The organism is Salipiger pentaromativorans, from assembly GCF_024721115.1.
In the GTDB taxonomy this organism is placed as follows: Bacteria; Pseudomonadota; Alphaproteobacteria; order Rhodobacterales; family Rhodobacteraceae; genus Salipiger; species Salipiger pentaromativorans.
The window spans coordinates 129526-147217 of sequence record NZ_JAMDHK010000016.1 but is presented as its reverse complement, the minus strand read 5'-3'; the positions used below and the strand labels follow the sequence as shown (position 1 = coordinate 147217).

Here is a 17692-nt window from a genome sequence, read left to right as displayed (position 1 = left end):
GGGTCTCTCCCTCGCGGGCCTGTCCCGCGTATCTTCTCATGAAACGATAAAACCGCTCAGCTCTTCAAGGGGTGGCGCGTCTCGATCAGCCGGGCGAAGAAGCTGGCGCCGATGGGCGCGGCCTCGTCGTTGAAATCGAATTTCGGGTGGTGACAAAACGGTCCCTCGCCCTGCCCGAGATAGAGGAAGGCGCCGGGCCGCGCCTCGAGCATGTAAGAGAAATCCTCCGCCCCCATGGAGGGCACGGAGTCGTCCTCGACCTCGGCCACGATCTCGCGCGCCACGGACACGGCAAACCCGGTCTGTTTGGCGTGGTTGACGGTGGGCGGGTAGTTGCGCTGGTAATCCAGCTCGGCGGTCAGCCCATAGCTCATCGCGGTGCCCGCCACGATCTCGCGGATGCGCTTTTCCGCCATGTCGCGGATATGCGGATCAAAGCTGCGCACGGTCCCCGCGAGATAGGCCGTCTCGGGGATCACATTGGTGGCCGATCCCGCCTGCACCACGGTCAGCGACACGACCAGCGACTGCAGCGGATCGGTGTTGCGCGACACCACGGTCTGAAGCGCCTGGCCGATGGCCAGCGCGCAGGGCACCGGGTCGATGCAGGTGTCGGGATGCGCCGCATGGCCGCCGCGCCCGGTGAGCCGCAGCTCGAAATCGTCCACCGCCGCCATCAGCGGGCCGGTGCGCGTGGCGATCTCGCCCAGCGGGCGCGAGGGATCGGTGTGCAGGGCATAGACCTCCTCGATGCCGAACCGCTCCATGATCCCCTCTTCGACCATGATACGCCCGCCGCCGATGGTCTCTTCCGCCGGCTGGAAGATCAGCGCCACCTTGCCCGAGAACTTGCGCGTCTCGGCGAGATATTTCGCGGCGCCCAGCAGCATGGTCGTGTGCCCGTCATGGCCGCAGGCATGCATGCGCCCCGGCACCTCGGAGGCATATTCCGCGCCGGTTTCCTCGTCCATCGGCAGCGCGTCCATGTCGGCGCGCAGCCCGGTCACGGGCCCGTCGCCCTGCCCCTCGATCACCGCCACGACACCGCTTTGCGCGATCCCTTCGTGGATTTCCGAAATACCGAATTCCCGCAGTTTCTCGACCACGAAGGCTGCTGTCTCGTGACAGTCGAGGCTCAGCTCCGGGTGGCTGTGCAGATGGCGGCGCCAGGTCTTCATCTCCTCGGCGTAATCGGCAATGCGGTTGACGATGGGCATGGGTGGACTCCGGTGCTGGCATGGCGCAGGACTGAACCCAATACCGAAACGCGGGGGAAGTCCATGAGCGACGATCTGATCCACAATCCCAAGGGCGGAATGCCGCGGCTGCTCGAGATCATGCGGCGGCTGCGCGACCCGGAGACCGGCTGCCCCTGGGACATCGAACAGGATTTCGCCAGTATCGCGCCCTACACGATCGAAGAGGCCTATGAGGTCGCCGACGCCATCGAGCGCGAAGCCTGGGACGAGCTGAAGGGCGAGCTGGGCGACCTGCTGTTCCAGTCGGTGTTTCACGCCCAGATGGCGAGCGAAAAGGGCCTCTTCAGCTTCGACGAGGTGGCCGACACCATGTCGGACAAGATGGTCGCGCGGCATCCGCATGTCTTCGGCGACGAGTCGAACGCCAAAACACCGGAACAACAGACCGCGGACTGGGAAGCGATCAAAGCGCAGGAGCGCGCGGCACGGGCCGAGAAAGGCGTGCTCGACGGGGTGGCGCTGGGGCTGCCGGCGCTTCTGCGCGCGGTGAAGCTGCAAAAGCGCGCCGCGCGGGTGGGGTTCGACTGGCCCTCGACCGACGAGGTGATCGACAAGATCGTCGAAGAGGCGCAGGAGCTGCGCGAGGCCAGCGATCCGGCGCATGTGGAAGAGGAATTCGGCGATCTGCTCTTCGTCATGGCCAATCTGGCGCGGCACCTGAAGATCGACCCGGAGGCCGCGCTACGCGCCGCCAACGCCAAGTTCACCCGGCGCTTCGAATCCATCGAAACCGCGCTCGCCACGCGGGGCAAGCGCCCCGAGGACAGCACTCTGGAAGAGATGGATGCGCTTTGGGATGCGGCCAAGGCGCAGGAAAAAACCGGTGGCTGACCAGAGCCCACCGCCCGGTCACGCGGATGTGCGGCCGGGCGCCAAGGCGCGACCCGGGGACTGCGCAGTGCCAAAATTATTTGAAAAATAATTTTGGCACCAAGACCTTACCCATAAACTCTATGATCTTGCACAAAGCGCTCTGAGCCGCGATCCGCCCCAGCAGGGCGCGTGCCAGGCTGTCTCTCCGACTTCCGCCCCATTGACCTGACAATTTTTATCGGATTTAACATGGCGAAATTGGAACCCTGCAAGACCGGAGCCTTTGCCCATGCGCCTCGCATCCACTGCCCTCGCCCTGCTCGCGACCGCCAGCCCCGCCCTGGCGGAAGAGGTCAATCTCTATTCCTACCGCCAGCCGGAGCTTCTGGCGCCGCTGACCGAGGCGTTCACCAAGGCGACCGGGATCGAGGTCAATGTCGCCTATCTCAGCAGCGGGCTGGTGGAGCGGCTGCAGGCCGAGGGCGACCGCTCGCCCGCCGATCTGGTGTTCACCGTGGACATCGCCCGCCTGGCGGCGATCGTACAGGCCGGCGTGACACAGAAGGTGGAAAGCCCGGTGCTGGACGAGAACGTGCCGGCGCAATATCGCGATCCGGGCGGGGAATGGTACGGGCTGACCACCCGGGCACGCATCATCTATGCCTCCAAGGACCGCGTCGATCCCTCCGAGGTAACCACCTATGAGGATCTCACCGATCCGAAATGGCAGGGGCGGCTCTGCACCCGCTCGGGCACGCACCCGTATAATGTCGCGCTGACCGCAGCCTATCTCTACCATCACGGGGAAGAGGCGACGAAAGCCTGGCTCGAAGGGCTCAAGGCCAATCTGGCGCGCAAGCCGCAGGGCAACGACCGCGCCCAGGTCAAGGCGATCTGGTCGGGAGAGTGCGACATCGCGCTCGGCAACACCTATTATATGGGCGAGATGCTGAACGACCCCGAACAGGTGGCCTGGGCGGAATCGGTCAATGTGCTGTTCCCGGTCTTCGAGGGCGGCGGCACGCATGAGAACATCTCGGGCGTGGCGATGACCAAAGCGGCCCCGAACCGCGAAAACGCCCTGAAAATGATGGAATTCCTGACCTCGCCCGAGGCGCAGGAAATCTATGCCCACGCGAATTTCGAATACCCCGTCGCCCCGGGCAGCGAGGCGGACGATCTGGTCAAGAGCTGGGGCAGCTTCACGGCGGATGACGTGAACCTCATGGATCTGGCCGCCCACCGCGCCGACGCGCTGCGGATCATCGAAGAGGTCGATTTCGACGGCTGAGGCTGCGGGGCGTGGTGACGGATCTCTTGCCACCGCGCTCAATCCCCGCGCCTCTGGCCCGGAATCAAGGCCGAAGGCCGCCGGGCCCAGCGGCGGCCCGTCCCGGCGGGCTGCCGCTGGGCCCGGCTTGCTTTGCATATGACTGCAACGCACCGGTCTGTTCTCTCGACCGGACACCGTAGGGTGGGCAATCCTGCCCACCCCTCCCCGAACATCCGGCCCGCACCACATCCCCAAAACGCAAAACGGCGCCCCGAGGGACGCCGCTGCAATATTCCGGTTCGTCCGGAAAGCGTCTTACGACGCTTCCTTGATGAACTTCACCGCGTCGCCGAAAGTCTGGATCGTTTCGGCGGCGTCGTCCGGGATCTCGATGCCGAACTCTTCTTCGAAGGCCATGACCAGCTCGACGGTGTCGAGGCTGTCGGCGCCCAGATCGTCGATGAACGACGCGCTCTCGGTCACCTTGTCTTCTTCCACGCCGAGATGCTCGACAACGATTTTGCGCACGCGATCAGGAATATCGCTCATTCTAACGTCCTCACATTTCTCCGGGCCATCGGCCCCGTTCTGCCCTTGCCCCACCGGGGTGGCTGCTCCTCGCGCCCGTGACGGGCGGCTCATCCCCGGATGCACCGGGACCGGCCTTGCAGCGCGGCAGAACCGCACGTCCGGGCCTCATTCCTTGCGCGCCTATACCATAAGGGGGCGGGATGGCAAATGCTTTCCGCCCGCCCTGGCAGGCTGCCCTTACAGCATCGCCATACCGCCGTTGACGTGCAGCGTTGTGCCCGTCACATAAGCGGCTTCCGGGCTCGAAAGATAGAGCACGGCGGCGGCGATTTCCTCGGGCGTGCCCATGCGCCCGGCGGGGATCTGGCCCATGATCGCGGCCTTCTGGTCGTCGTTGAGCTTGTCGGTCATCGCGGTCTCGATAAAGCCCGGCGCCACGGCATTCACAGTGATCCCACGCGTCGCGACCTCGTAGGCGAGCGACTTGGACATGCCCACCATGCCCGCCTTGGCGGCGGCATAGTTGCCCTGACCGGGGTTGCCGGTGGCCCCCACGATCGAGGAGATGTTCACGATCCGGCCCCAGCGCGCCTTCATCATGCCGCGCAGCACCCCCTTGCAGAGCTTGAAGGTCGCGGTGAGGTTCACGTCGATCACCGACTGCCATTCCTCGTCCGACATCCGCATGAAGAGGTTGTCGCGGGTGATGCCGGCGTTGTTCACCAGAATATCGACGGCCCCCATGGCCTCGGCCGCCTGTTTCGGCAGCGCTGCCACGGCCTCGGCATCCGAGAGGTTGCAGGGCAACACGAAGGCGCGCTCGCCCAGCTCTTCCGCCAGCGCCTGAAGCGGCGCTTCGCGGGTGCCCGACAGCCCCACCGTCGCGCCCGCCGCATGCAGCGCCTTGGCGATGGCCCCGCCGATGCCGCCCGACGCGCCGGTGATCAGCGCGCATTTTCCCGTAAGATCGAACATGTCCGTTAGTCTCCCTGCCTCGTTCCTGGCGCCGCTCAGACCGACGCGGCCTCGAGCACCTTGGCCACGTCCTCGGGCGTGCCCACCGCCTGCACGGCGGCGGCGCGGTTGATGCGCCGCACCATGCCCGAAAGCGCCTTGCCCGCGCCGATTTCCCAGAACTCGGTGACGCCCTGCGCCACCATGTATTCCACCGATTCCCGCCAGCGGACAGAGCCCGTCACCTGCTCGACCAGCAGCGCGCGGATCTCTGCCGGATCGGTCACCGCCGCGGCGCGCACATTGGCCACCAGCGGCACCGAAGGGGCTGTGATCTCGACCCCTGCCAGCGCCTCGGCCATCACCTCGGCGGCGGGCGCCATCAGCGCACAATGGAAGGGCGCGCTCACCGGCAGCATCACCGCGCGCTTGGCGCCCTTTTCCTTGGCCAGCTCCACGGCACGCTCGACGGCGGCCTTGCTGCCCGAGATCACCACCTGACCCGGATCGTTGTCATTCGCGGCGGCGCAGACCTCGCCCGGCGCGGCAGCGGCCTCGGCCACCTCGCGCGCGGCGGCGAGATCGAGCCCCAGCAGCGCCGCCATGGCGCCCTCGCCCACCGGCACCGCCTGCTGCATCGCGCGGCCGCGCGTGCGCAGCAGCCGCGCCGCATCGGCGATGCTCAGCGCCCCGGCGGCGGTCAGCGCGGAATACTCGCCCAGCGAATGGCCTGCCACAAAGGCCGCCGAACCGACGCTCACGCCCTCGGCTTCCAGCGCGCGCAGCGCCGCCATCGAGGTAGCCATCAGCGCGGGCTGCGCGTTCTCGGTCAGCGTCAACGTCTCGGCCTCGCCCTCCCAGATCAGCGCAGAGAGGTTTTCCCCCAGCGCGGCGTCGACCTCGTCGAAAACGGCGCGCGCTGCCGGATAGGCCTCGGCCAGCGCCTTGCCCATGCCGATGGCCTGTGCGCCCTGACCGGGGAAAATGAATGCTCGGGACATAGGGGCTCCTCCCATCTTCTGCGGTGATCCAGCGGTTTGGGCGCCTCCCATAGCGCCCTCGTAACGCTTTCGCAACGCTCATGCACGCCTATTGTGCGCAGCTTCGCAATTGCGCTGCGCCGCAGCGACGCTAGGTAGGGCAAAGCCGGAGCCCATGCCCCATGCCCAACCTCAGGAGCCGCAAGATGCCCCTCGCCAATTCGACCACGACCTATGGCCCCCTCGCCCGCGCGTTTCACTGGCTGATCGCGCTCGGCATTCTGCTGATGATCCCGCTGGGATGGATCGCCCATCTGGCACCGATGCAGGATGCCGACCAGATCGCACTCAAGACCGCGCTGTTCTCTGCCCACAAGACGCTGGGCGTGGCGCTCTTCCTGCTGGCGCTGCTGCGCATTCTCTGGGCGCTGGTCCAGCCCAAGCCGGTGCCGCTGCACCCGCACCGCAAGGGCGAGACGCTGCTGGCCGAGGCGATCCACTGGGTGCTTTACGCGGCCCTGGTGATCGTGCCGCTGTCGGGCTGGGTCGAACATGCCGCGACCGACGGTTTCGCGCCGATCCTCTGGCCCTTCGGACAGAACCTGCCCTTCGTGCCGAGCTCGCCGCAGGTGGCCGAAACCGCCGCCACGGTGCATTTCCTGTCGCAATGGGCGCTGGTGGGCGCGCTGGCGCTGCATATCGCGGGGGTGCTGAAACACACGGTGCTCGACCGCGACGCGACGCTGGCCCGCATGGCGCGCGGCACCGCTGCCGGCACCGAGGGCGGTCATTCCGGCTTTGCCGCGCCGCTGGCGCTGGCGGTGCTGATCTGGGCCGGGGTGATCGGCGGCGGTGCGGCCGCAGGCTATTTCACCCAGGAAGGCGCGCCGGACGCCCCCGCGCTCGAGGCGGCCGCCAGCGACTGGCAGGTGCAGGAGGGGACGCTGTCGATCGCGCTGGTGCAGATGGGCTCCGAGGTCACCGGCAGCTTCGCCGACTGGACCGCCGCCATCACGTTCGAGCCGCAGGACGCGCCGGGCAAGAGCGGCGAGGTCACCGTGCAGATCGCCATCCCGTCGCTGACCCTCGGCTCGGTGACGAAACAGGCGATGGGGGCGGATTTCTTCGACGCCGAAACCTATCCCACCGCCACCTTCCAGGCCGATCTGATGAATGTCGCCGACGGCTATGTGGCCGAGGGCACGCTGAGCCTCAAGGGGGTGGACCTGCCGGTGTCGCTGCCCTTCACGCTGACGCTCGACGGCGACCGTGCCGAGATGACGGGGCGCACCACGCTCGACCGGATGGGCTTTGCCATCGGCGCGAACATGGCCGACCCCGGCCAGCTCAGCCACGAGGTCGAGGTCATCGTCGCCCTGACCGCCACCCGCAGCGCCGAGTGAGCCGCGGCGGATGCCTCCGGCGGGCGTATTGGAAGAAAGATGAAAGCCGGGCCTGTCTTTCATCTTTCCGATAAATACTCACCTGCCGGCGGTGCCGCCGGGCGCCGCTGCGGGAGGCGCGCGCTTGCCTCTGGCCCCGCTTCGCGCCGCATGCTATCGGCTCGGCCATGACCCAGATCACGCTCCGCCGCCCCGATGACTGGCACCTGCACCTGCGCGATGGCGCCATGTTGCAGGCCGTCGCCCCCGAGACCGCCCGGCATTTCGGCCGCGCCATCATCATGCCCAACCTCGTGCCCCCGGTGGTGACCGGCGCCGAGGCGGCGGCCTATCGCGCGCGCATCCTTGCCGCCCTGCCCGAAGGCAGCGATTTCACCCCGCTGATGACGCTCTATCTGACCGAGACCACCGATCCGGCGGATGTGGCCAGGGCGCATGAGTCCGGCCTCATCACCGCGCTCAAGCTCTACCCGGCGGGCGCCACCACCAACTCCGCCTCGGGCGTGCGCGATTTCGACAAGGTGCGCCCCGTGCTCGAGACCATGGCCGAGCGCGGCATCCCGCTATGCGTGCATGGCGAGGTGGTCGATCCGGAGGTCGATATCTTCGACCGCGAGGCGGTGTTCATCGACCGGGTGCTCGACCCGATCCGCCGCGCCACCCCCGGCCTGCGCGTGGTGATGGAGCATATCACCACCAGGGACGGCGCCGATTACGCGCGTGCCGGCGGGCCCGATCTGGGCGCCACGATCACCACCCATCACCTGGTGATCAACCGCAACCACATCCTCGTCGGCGGGATCAAGCCGCATTACTACTGCCTGCCCGTGGCCAAGCGCGAGACCCACCGCCAGGCGCTGGTCGCCGCCGCCACCGGCGGCGAGAGCTGCTTCTTCCTGGGCACCGACAGCGCGCCGCATACCGATCCCAACAAGGAAAGCGCCTGCGGCTGCGCCGGCTGCTTCACCGCCACCAACACGATGTCTATCCTCGCCGAAGTCTTCGAGCGCGCCGGCGCGCTGGACCGGCTCGAGGGCTTTACCTCGCTCAACGGTCCGGCCTTCTACCGGCTGCCGCCGAACGAGGCGACCCTGACGCTGACCAAGGGCGCGCCGGTGACCTATCCCGATAAGATCGCCACCGGCGACGGGCCGCTCACGGTCTTCGATCCCGGCTTCCCGTTGCACTGGCAGGTGGCCTGAACCGGGCGCGGCGGCGTCCGGCGCCGCCCAATCCCATGGCAAACACCCCCTCGCCGCTCACAAAAGCGGCAAATGCTGCAATGCAGCATCATCAGGCCGGGTCGCTCATGCGACCTTGGTCGTAGATCTGGCAGGCTGGTCTTCGGGAGGATCTGTACCGGAGACGGGCCCGATGGACGCATTGATCGACGCCTTGCTGGCCTGGGTGGCCGGCAACAGCGATTACGACACGACGGCGATGCCGCATCCCGCAGTGGTCGAGCTGAGCCCCCAGGAGCTGACGCTGGAATTCTACAACGGCATTGCCAGCCTGATGCCCGAGGATGGTGTGGACGAGCGGCTGAACGCGCTTTTCGCGGTGACCGACGGACCCAACGGCACGATCTACATTCTCGATGCGGCGACGATCGAGGGCGCCGCGCATTACGACGATCCGCATCAGAACCCGCTGTGGCGGGAAATCCTGCTGCACGAGCTGGTGCATCATGCGCAGGCCCAATCGGGGGCGACCGCGCACTGGGAATGCCGGCGCTTTGGCGAAATGGAAGCCTATACGCTGGGCGGCCGCTATCTGAAGCAGAAACGCATCGACGACCCGATGCCGAACCGGATGTTCTGGGCGCACGCCTATTCCACCTGCTGAGCGGCGCCCCGGCAGCGCCGGCACCTGGGCGAAACGCGCGCTGCCATTTCCGCCCGAACCGCCACCGCGGGGCTTCAAGCAGGCGACAAACCGCGCTAGAGGGGGCGGAACCCTTAAGGAGTGCGCCCCATGATCCCCTCGTCCTACCCCTCTTCCGAAGAAATGGCCCGGCTGACCGCGCGGATGCTCTGGGAGATCGGGGCGGTGCATTTCATGGAGAACGGCACGCCGTTCAAGCTGGCCTCCGGCCTGCCCTCGCCGGTCTATATCGACTGCCGCAAGCCGAACTCCTTCCCGCGCGTGCGCTCGACGCTGATGGATTTCCTCGCCGTCACGGTGATGCGCAACGCGGGTTTCGAGGCCTTCGACAATATCGCGGGCGGCGAGACCGCCGGCATCCCCTTTGCCGCCATGGTGGCCGAGCGCATGGCGCTGCCGATGACCTATGTGCGCAAGAAGCCCAAGGGCCATGGCCGCAACGCCCGCATCGAGGGCGTGATGACCGAGGGCCAGCGGGTGCTGCTGGTCGAGGATCTGACCACCGACGGCGGCAGCAAGCTGAGCTTTGTCGATGCGATCCGCGAGACCGGCGCCACCTGCGCCCATACGGCGGTGATCTTCTATTACGGCATCTTCCCCGAGACGACGAAGACGCTGGGCGACCATGGGGTCGATCTGCATTACCTCTGCACCTGGCACGACGTTCTGGCCGAGGCCAAGACGCGCGGCGGGTTCGATGCCGAGACGCTGAGCGCGGTCGAGGCGTTCCTTGCCGATCCGCGCAAATGGCAGGCGGAAAACGGCGCGTAAATTTTCACCGGCGCCGGGGGATAACCCCGGCTCGAATCGCCCCACCACAACCAGATATTGCGGCATCAGCGCAATCTGCTACGATATGAGCCGAGGCGCGGCGGGGTGCCGCGATCTCCACCGCTTTTTCCCGGCGGTTCTCCACAAAACTATCCCGATTGGTTCCGGCCCGCGCATTGGCTATGACGCATGAACCGCGGGACAGACGGGAAAATGGGGGCAGAGCAATGAACGACCACAGCGTGTTCAATCCGGCCGGAGTCGAGGTCGAACAGGCGGAGACCATGCCGCATTCGATCGAGGCCGAGCAGCAATTGCTGGGCGCGATCCTGACCAACAACGACATTTACGACCGGGTCGCGGCGATCCTCGGCGCGCATCACTTCTATGAGCCGGTACACGCCCGCATCTTCGAGATCGCGGCGGCGCGCATCGCGAAGAACAATCTTGCCTCGCCCGTGACGCTCAAGGCGTTCATGGAGGATGACGAGGGGCTGAAGGAGCTGGGCGGCCCGGCCTATCTCGCCCGGCTCGCCGGTGCCGCCGTGTCCAGCTTCGCGGTGCGCGACTATGCGCAGATCATCTACGATCTCGCGGTGCGCCGCGACCTGATCGCGCTGGGGCGCGACATCTCGGCCAAGGCCTCCAAGGTCGATGTGAAATCCGAACCGCGCGAGCAGATCGTCGAGGCGGAACAGGCGCTTTACAAGCTCGCCGAGCAAGGCCAGACCGAAGGCGGTTTCCAGAGCTTTCTCAGGGCTGTAACGGATGCTGTTAACGTCGCCAACGCGGCCTATCAGCGTGAAGGCGGGCTCGCCGGCATCTCCACCGGCCTCATCGACATGGACAAGAAGCTGGGCGGGCTGCACCCCTCCGACCTGCTGATCCTCGCCGGGCGCCCCTCGATGGGCAAGACCTCGCTCGCCACCAACATCGCCTTCAACATCGCCAAGGCCTACAAGCGCGGGCAGAAACACGACGGCAGCGAGGGCGCCATCGACGGCGGCGTCGTGGGCTTCTTCTCGCTCGAAATGAGCGCCGAGCAGCTTGCCAGCCGGATCCTCGCCGAAGCCTCCGAGATCTCCAGCCACAAGATCCGCCAGGGCGACATGGACGAAAAGGAATTCCGCCGCTTCGTCGATGCCGCCAAGGAGCTGGAGGCCTGCCCGCTCTTCATCGACGACACGCCCGCCCTGCCGATCTCCCAGGTCGCGGCCCGGTCGCGGCGGCTCAAGCGGACCCATGGGCTCGACCTGATCATCGTCGACTATCTCCAGCTTCTGCGCGGCACCGCCGAAAACCGGGTGCAGGAGATTGCGGAAATTTCCATGGGGCTCAAGGCCATCGCCAAGGAGCTGAACATCCCGGTGATCGCGCTGTCGCAGCTCTCGCGTCAGGTGGAAAGCCGCGACGACAAGCGCCCGCAGCTCTCGGACCTGCGCGAATCGGGCTCGATCGAACAGGATGCCGACGTGGTGATGTTCGTCTTCCGCGAGGAATATTACGTCGAGCGCGAGAAACCCTCCGACGACCGGCTCGACGAGATGGCCGCCTGGCAGGAGCGCATGAGCCGCCTGCACGGCAAGGCCGAGGTGATCATCGGCAAGCAGCGTCACGGCCCCATCGGCACCGTGGAACTCTCCTTCGAAAGCCAGTTCACCCGCTTCGGCAACCTGGTGAAACCCTGGCAGCAGGACGGCGAAGGCTACTGAGCCGCCGCGCGGCGTCTTTCCCCCTTGACGCCCCTGCGGGCTTGGCTTTCAAGCAGGACATGGCACAGGCACAGCTCACCATCGACCTCGCCGCGATCCGCGCCAACTGGCGCGCGCTCGCCCAACTCACCACCGGCGAGGCCGGCGCCGTCGTCAAGGCCAACGCCTATGGGCTCGGCGTCGAGCGGGTCGTGCCGGCGCTGGCCGCCGAAGGCGCAAGGCGCTTTTTCGTCGCCGCCGCCGAGGAAGGCATCGCGGTGCGCCGCGCGCTGGGGCCCGGCCCCGAGATCTGCGTCTTTTCCGGCCATATGGACGGCGATGCGGCGGTGCTGCGCGATCACCGGCTGACGCCGATGATCAACTCCATCGACCAGATGCTGCGCCATGTCGAGGCGCTGCCCGGCCATCCCTTCGGCATCCAGCTCGACAGCGGCATGAACCGTCTGGGCATGGAGCCCGCCGAATGGTCGGCGCTGCGCGACATCGCCCTGGCGCAGAAGCCGGTGCTGCTCATGTCGCATCTGGCCTGTGCCGACGAGCGCGAGCACGGCATGAACGATTTCCAGCTCCGCAGCTTCCGCGCCATGACCGACGGCATCGACGTGCCGCGCTCGCTCTCGGCGACCGGCGGAATCCTGCTGGGCCCGGACTATCATTTCGAGGTGACCCGCCCCGGCGTCGGGATCTATGGCGGCCTGCCCTTCGTCGAGGCCAGCCCGGTCGTCACCTTGACGCTGCCGGTGATCCAGATCCGCGACGTGGCCCCCGGCGAGGCGGTGGGCTATGGCAATGCCTTCGTTGCGCGGGTGCCGACCCGCGTCGCCACCGTCGCCGCGGGCTATGCCGATGGCATCCACCGCGCGCTGGCTCCCAAGGGGTCGCTCTGGGCCGGCGAGATCCGCTGCAAGATCCTCGGCCGCGTCTCCATGGACCTGATCACCGTGGATGTGACGGCAGTCAAGCAGGTGCCCGAGCATCTCGAACTGCTGGGCCCGCATCAGGGCATCGACACGGTCGCCGACGCGGTGGGCACCATCGGCTACGAAATCCTCACCTCCCTCGGGAGCCGCTACGCCCGCAGCTACACGGGCGCATGAGCCCCGCCGCCCCTCTCGCGCTGCTCGGCCGCACGGTGCTGGGCTTTCTCGCCGCCGTGGGGCGGGTGGCGCTTTTCGCGGGCGACGCGCTTTCCCATATCCTGCGCCCACCCTTCTACGGGCGCGAATTCCTGCAGGCGCTCTTGCAGATCGGCTGGCTGTCGCTGCCCGTGGTGGGGCTGACGGCGGTCTTCACCGGCGGCGCGCTGGCGCTACAGATCTATTCCGGCGGCGCCCGCTTCAACGCCGAGGCGGTGGTGCCGCAGATCGTCGCCATCGGCATGGTGCGCGAGCTGGGCCCGGTGCTGGTGGGGCTGATGATCGCCGCCCGCGTCACCTCCTCCATCGCCGCCGAGATCGCCACCATGAAGGTGACCGAACAGATCGACGCGCTGGTGACGCTCTCCACCCATCCGATGAAATATCTCACCGCGCCGCGCCTGCTGGCGGCGCTGATCGTGGTGCCGCTGCTGGTGGGAATCGGCGACATCATCGGCATTTTCGGCGGCTATTTCGTCGGCACCGGCTCGCTGGGCTTCAACCCGGCGAGCTATCTCAAGAACACCGTCGATTTCCTCGAACCGCTCGACGTGATCTCCTCGCTGGTCAAGGGCTGCGCCTTCGGCGGCATCGCCGCGCTCATGGGCTGCTATTACGGCATGCATTCGGGCCGCGGCGCGCAGGGCGTGGGCCGCGCCACCAAAAGCTCGGTCGAGGCCGCCGCCGTGCTGATCCTCGCCGCGAACTTCCTGCTCACGGGGGTGTTCTTCTCGGTATGACCCACCCGCCCCGCACCCTGCCCTTCTTCTCTTTCCAAATACGCACCGCCGCCCGTGCCGCAGGCGCCAAGGCCCGAGGAGATGCGCCATGATCACCCTCACCGGCGTGCAAAAATCCTTCGGCCCGAAGACCGTCCTGCGCCATGTCGACCTGACCGTCCCGCGCGGCACCTCCATGGTGATCATCGGCGGCTCCGGCACCGGCAAATCCGTCACGCTGAAATGCATCCTCGGGCTGGTCGAGCCCGACGCGGGCACCATCACCGTCGATGGCAGCGATGTGCACGAGGGCGACCGCGACGCCTTTCTCGCCCGCTTCGGCATGCTGTTCCAGGGCGGCGCGCTCTTCGACTCGCTGCCGGTCTGGCAGAATGTCGCCTTCCGCCTGCTGCGCGGCGCGCTGAAGCGCCCCAGGGCGGAGGCGCGCGAGATCGCCATCGAGAAACTGCGCCGCGTCGGGCTCACCCCGGATGTGGCCGACGCCTTCCCCGCAGAGCTTTCGGGCGGCATGCAGAAACGCGTCGGCCTCGCGCGCGCCATCGCCGCCGACCCCGAGATCATCTTCTTCGACGAGCCCACCACCGGACTCGACCCGATCATGGCCGGGGTCATCAACGATCTCATCCGCGAGATCGTCACCGAAATGGGCGCGACGGCGATGACCATCACCCATGACATGTCCTCGGTGCGCGCCATTGCGGACCATGTGGCGATGCTGCATGACGGGGTGATCAAGTGGACGGGGCCCGTGGCGCAGATGGATGCGGCGGAAGATCCCTATCTGCAACAGTTCATCCACGGGCGCGCCGAGGGCCCGATCGCCGCCGTGAGATAGAGGCCCCGCCATGTTCGAACCCGGCCCCGTCCTGCTCGCCTTCCTGGTCTTCAAGCGGTTCGTCTTCCTCGAACTGGTCGCCGCCCTGGCGCTGGCGCGGGTGATCCGCGCCGCTGGCCCCGCGCGGCTGGCCGCGCTCGCCGCGCTTCTGCTGGCGCTGACGGGCGCCGCGGCGCTGCTCGCACCGCTGGCCGGGGCCGCCGGCCCGGCGGTGGCCGCCGCAAACCGCTTCATGACGCTCGGCAACGGCATGCTGCCGCTGCTCCTGCCCTCGCTCTTCCTCGCGCTCAGCGCCTATCTGCCCGGCACCCGCGCGCGCGGGATCGACTTCGCCCATATCGCGCTGCTCTGGATCCTGGCCGGGCTCTGGGTCGCGACGCTGATCCTGTGAACGCCCCCCGTCCGGCCTGGCCGTGCCTGGGGGAGCGCGAGGGGGTGGAACCCCCTCGCCCCCGCGCCTCCGGAACGTCGCAAGCTCCGGTGCCATGCTGAAAGCCGTCAATCTCGCCCTGCTGCTGCTCTACCCGATCGCCTGGTCGGCGCCGCTGCTGCGCGCCGGCCTGCTGCCGCTCTTCGGCATGTCGGAAATCAGCGTGCTGACCGGGCTTCAGGCGCTCTGGGGCAGCGACGTCTTTCTCGCCCTCGTCGTGACCGTCTTTGCGCTCTTTGCCCCCTGGCTCAAGACCCTGGGCCTGAGCCTGCTGCAATTCGGCCTGCTCGACCGCCGCGCCCTGCCGGCGCTCGGCCTCCTCGGCAAGCTCGCCATGGCCGACATCTTCCTGATCGCGCTCTATATCACGCTTGCCAAGGGGATCGGGGTCGGTCGGATCGAAACCGCCTGGGGCCTCTACCTCTTCACCGGCTGCATTCTGGCCTCGCTGCTCGTCTCGCTGGCAGAGGCGCGACGGCATTGATGCGCTGACGGAAACAGAGCGTTGATTCGCGAAGGATTGTCCCGCGCGACCGGTCCCGCGGACCACCCGCTCAAAAAAGTCTAGGAAGAACCGCCCCCTTCGGCATATTCTTGCCACTATCTGTTCGATCAGAGTGATTTGCCGGGGGGCTTTTCGATGATGACGCATTTGCGCGCGACGGGCCTGCTCGTGCAATTTTTCATGCAGCGGCTGGCCTTCCTGCTGGTGATTTCTCTGGGGCTGGGGCTGGCCGCCTATTCGCTCGCCTGTCTCCTGGGCTATGCACCCTGGCTCACCCTGCCGTTGCAATTCGGCGAGACCCGCGTGCCCGAAGCCGGGATCTATGTGCAGCTCACGTTCTGCGCGCTGGCGGTCGGGCTGATGTTCTTCCTGCCCGCCAATGCGCGCATGATGGCGCTGGAGAATTCGCACCGGCGCTTTCACATCGGCATGAAGGATGTGGCCCGCGCCTATGCCGCCGCCCATCGCGCCGACCGCGAAGGCGTGTTCACCCTGTCCTCGGAATTCGACTCGGTGCGCGAGCGCATCGCCTTCCTGCGCGACCATCCCGACCTCGGCGATCTGGAGCCTTCGGTGCTCGAGGTGGCGGCGCAGATGAGCCACATCTCGCGCGAGCTGGCGCAGACCTATTCCGGCAGCAACATCCAGCGCGCCCGCGATTTCCTGACCGCAAGGCAACAGGAGATCGAGGATTTCAACGAGCGGCTGGACGAGGCCAAGGCCATCGCCGCCGAAATGCGGCAATGGCATATGCGCGTGTCGCTGGAAGAGGATGTGGCCGAGGCGCAGCTTGCGCGGCTTTGCGAGGAGCTCGAGGAGATCCTGCCCGAGATCCTGCCCGAAGACTCGCGCCCCGAAGCCGAGGAGGCCTCGGGCTGGGTGAGCGGTCCGGAAGGGTTCGAGGCCGACGAGGCGCCGCAGGACGACCGGATCGTCGCCATGCTGTCGCGCCGCGCGGCGGAATAGGCGGCGCCTCTTCCCAAGCGGCGGAACGGGCGGGTGCGTCCGGCCGGCCTCCGGCGGGCGTATTTGTGGAAAGATGAAAGCCGGATGCTTGCGCCTGCCGCAGGGCTGGGCCTAGAAGGCGGATATGGCGCGCGCTTCCTCCAGTTTTGTCTGTCAGTCCTGCGGCAACAGCACCTCGAAATGGTCGGGGCGCTGCGAAGCCTGCGGGGAATGGAACACCATCGTCGAGGAGGCGCCGCTCTCGGAGGGGCCCACGGGCAAGACGCTGGGCAATGCCAAGGGCCGCGCCGCCAAGCTCACCGATCTCAGCCATCCCGAGGCGCCGCCGCCGCGCACCGCCTGCGGCATCGGCGAGCTCGACCGGGTGCTGGGCGGCGGGCTGGTGCCGGGCTCGGCCATCCTTGTGGGCGGCGATCCCGGCATCGGCAAATCGACGCTGCTCTTGCAGGCGGCGGCGGCCTTTGCCAATACCGGGCTCAAGGTGATCTATGCCAGCGGCGAGGAGGCCAGCGCCCAGGTGCGCATGCGCGCCCAGCGGCTGGATCTGACACAGGCGCCGGTGAAGCTCGCCGCCGAGACCAATCTGCGCGATATCCTCACCACGCTGGAGCAGGAAAAGCCCGCGCTCGCCATCGTCGATTCGATCCAGACCATGTGGGCCGACAATGTGGGCTCGGCCCCCGGCTCGGTGGGCCAGGTGCGCGCCGCCGCCCATGAGCTGACGAGCTTTGCCAAGAAGCGGAATACCAGCGTCATCATGGTGGGACATGTCACCAAGGACGGCCAGATCGCCGGGCCCCGCGTGGTCGAGCATATGGTCGACACGGTGCTCTATTTCGAGGGCGAGCGCGGCCATCAGTTCCGCATCCTTCGAAGCGTCAAGAACCGCTTCGGCCCCGCCGACGAGATCGGCGTCTTCGAGATGACCGGGGCCGGGCTGGCCGAGGTCGGCAACCCCTCGGCGCTGTTTCTGTCGGAGCGCGGCACCCCGGCCACCGGATCGGTGGTCTTTGCCGGGATCGAGGGCACGCGGCCGGTGCTGGTGGAATTCCAGGCGCTGGTCGCCCCCACGCCGCAGGCGCAGCCGCGCCGCACCGTGGTGGGCTGGGACGGCGGGCGTCTGGCGATGATCCTCGCCGTTCTGGAGGCGCGCTGCGGCATCCCCTTTGCCGGGCTCGATGTCTATCTCAATGTCGCGGGCGGCATGAAGGTCAGCGAACCCGCCGCCGATCTGGCGGTGGCGGCAGCACTTTTGTCGGCGCGGGAAGATGTGGCATTGCCGCCCGAAACGGTGGTTTTCGGCGAAATCAGCCTCTCTGGCGCCTTACGTCCGGTGGGACAGACCGAAAACCGGTTGAAAGAGGCGCAAAAACTTGGTTTCTCCACGGCCATCCTGCCTCGGGGCGGAAAAGCCAAGGGGAACGGGATGACGCTCACCGAAATGGCGGATCTGGCCGCCGTGGTGGGAGAGGTCTTTGGCGCCGGCTGAGGCGCGCGGGC

General features: G+C 67.2%; 18 protein-coding genes. 14 read left to right on the top strand and 4 right to left on the bottom strand.

What is annotated here, in order from left to right; all coding sequences use genetic code 11:
• Positions 1-56: 56 nt before the first annotated feature.
• Positions 57-1217 (bottom strand): M20 aminoacylase family protein, encoded by a 1161-nt coding sequence (locus M4578_RS20550; protein WP_258095097.1) that lies wholly within the window; start codon positions 1215-1217, stop codon positions 57-59.
• A 63-nt stretch (positions 1218-1280) separates the two neighbouring features.
• Here M4578_RS20550 and mazG point away from each other — a divergent pair, with 63 nt between their 5' ends.
• Both mazG and M4578_RS20540 read left to right on the top strand, forming a co-directional pair.
• Positions 1281-2090, top strand: coding sequence for a nucleoside triphosphate pyrophosphohydrolase (mazG, locus tag M4578_RS20545; RefSeq protein ID WP_258095096.1), 810 nt, complete (start codon positions 1281-1283; stop codon positions 2088-2090).
• Between the two features lie 271 nt (positions 2091-2361).
• Complete coding sequence (locus M4578_RS20540) at positions 2362-3363, top strand: Fe(3+) ABC transporter substrate-binding protein (RefSeq protein WP_258095095.1); 1002 nt, start codon at positions 2362-2364, stop codon at positions 3361-3363.
• 297 nt (positions 3364-3660) lie between these two features.
• Here the strand turns inward: M4578_RS20540 and M4578_RS20535 are convergent, their stop codons facing one another.
• From M4578_RS20535 to fabD, 3 genes are all read right to left on the bottom strand, one after another.
• Positions 3661-3894, bottom strand: a complete 234-nt coding sequence (locus M4578_RS20535; protein ID WP_007800270.1) for an acyl carrier protein — start codon at positions 3892-3894, stop codon at positions 3661-3663.
• A gap of 219 nt (positions 3895-4113) precedes the next feature.
• The gene (fabG, locus tag M4578_RS20530; protein WP_258095094.1) at positions 4114-4851 is read right to left on the bottom strand and encodes a 3-oxoacyl-ACP reductase FabG; all 738 of its coding nucleotides are present in this window, start codon (positions 4849-4851) and stop codon (positions 4114-4116) included.
• Positions 4852-4886: 35 nt separating this feature from the next.
• On the bottom strand, positions 4887-5831 hold the full coding sequence (fabD, locus tag M4578_RS20525; protein ID WP_258095093.1) for an ACP S-malonyltransferase: 945 nt from the start codon (positions 5829-5831) through the stop codon (positions 4887-4889).
• Between the two features lie 185 nt (positions 5832-6016).
• Here fabD and M4578_RS20520 point away from each other — a divergent pair, with 185 nt between their 5' ends.
• From M4578_RS20520 to radA, 12 genes are all read left to right on the top strand, one after another.
• Complete coding sequence (locus M4578_RS20520) at positions 6017-7213, top strand: cytochrome b/b6 domain-containing protein (RefSeq protein ID WP_258095092.1); 1197 nt, start codon at positions 6017-6019, stop codon at positions 7211-7213.
• Between the two features lie 167 nt (positions 7214-7380).
• A complete protein-coding gene (pyrC, locus tag M4578_RS20515) occupies positions 7381-8415 on the top strand; it encodes a dihydroorotase (protein WP_258095091.1) in 1035 nt (344 codons plus the stop codon).
• 172 nt (positions 8416-8587) lie between these two features.
• On the top strand, positions 8588-9058 hold the full coding sequence (locus tag M4578_RS20510; RefSeq protein WP_258095090.1) for a hypothetical protein: 471 nt from the start codon (positions 8588-8590) through the stop codon (positions 9056-9058).
• Between the two features lie 129 nt (positions 9059-9187).
• Positions 9188-9868 carry an orotate phosphoribosyltransferase gene (locus M4578_RS20505; RefSeq protein WP_258095089.1) on the top strand — a complete coding sequence of 227 codons (681 nt, stop codon included), beginning with the start codon at positions 9188-9190 and terminating at the stop codon, positions 9866-9868.
• 227 nt (positions 9869-10095) lie between these two features.
• Entirely contained in the window at positions 10096-11580 is a 1485-nt protein-coding gene (locus tag M4578_RS20500; RefSeq protein ID WP_258095088.1) for a replicative DNA helicase, read from the top strand.
• A gap of 59 nt (positions 11581-11639) precedes the next feature.
• Positions 11640-12677 (top strand): alanine racemase, encoded by a 1038-nt coding sequence (gene alr / locus M4578_RS20495; RefSeq protein ID WP_258095087.1) that lies wholly within the window; start codon positions 11640-11642, stop codon positions 12675-12677.
• Complete coding sequence (locus M4578_RS20490; protein ID WP_258095086.1) at positions 12674-13456, top strand: MlaE family ABC transporter permease; 783 nt, start codon at positions 12674-12676, stop codon at positions 13454-13456. Before alr ends, M4578_RS20490 begins: the two co-directional genes overlap by 4 nt.
• 88 nt (positions 13457-13544) lie before the next feature.
• A complete protein-coding gene (locus M4578_RS20485; RefSeq protein ID WP_258095085.1) occupies positions 13545-14291 on the top strand; it encodes an ABC transporter ATP-binding protein in 747 nt (248 codons plus the stop codon).
• A gap of 10 nt (positions 14292-14301) precedes the next feature.
• Positions 14302-14682 carry a hypothetical protein gene (locus M4578_RS20480; protein ID WP_258095084.1) on the top strand — a complete coding sequence of 127 codons (381 nt, stop codon included), beginning with the start codon at positions 14302-14304 and terminating at the stop codon, positions 14680-14682.
• Between the two features lie 94 nt (positions 14683-14776).
• A complete protein-coding gene (locus M4578_RS20475; protein WP_258095083.1) occupies positions 14777-15205 on the top strand; it encodes a paraquat-inducible protein A in 429 nt (142 codons plus the stop codon).
• A 156-nt stretch (positions 15206-15361) separates the two neighbouring features.
• A complete protein-coding gene (locus M4578_RS20470) occupies positions 15362-16192 on the top strand; it encodes a DNA repair protein (protein WP_258095082.1) in 831 nt (276 codons plus the stop codon).
• A 124-nt stretch (positions 16193-16316) separates the two neighbouring features.
• Positions 16317-17681, top strand: coding sequence for a DNA repair protein RadA (gene radA, locus M4578_RS20465; RefSeq protein WP_258095081.1), 1365 nt, complete (start codon positions 16317-16319; stop codon positions 17679-17681).
• Positions 17682-17692: the final 11 nt, after the last annotated feature.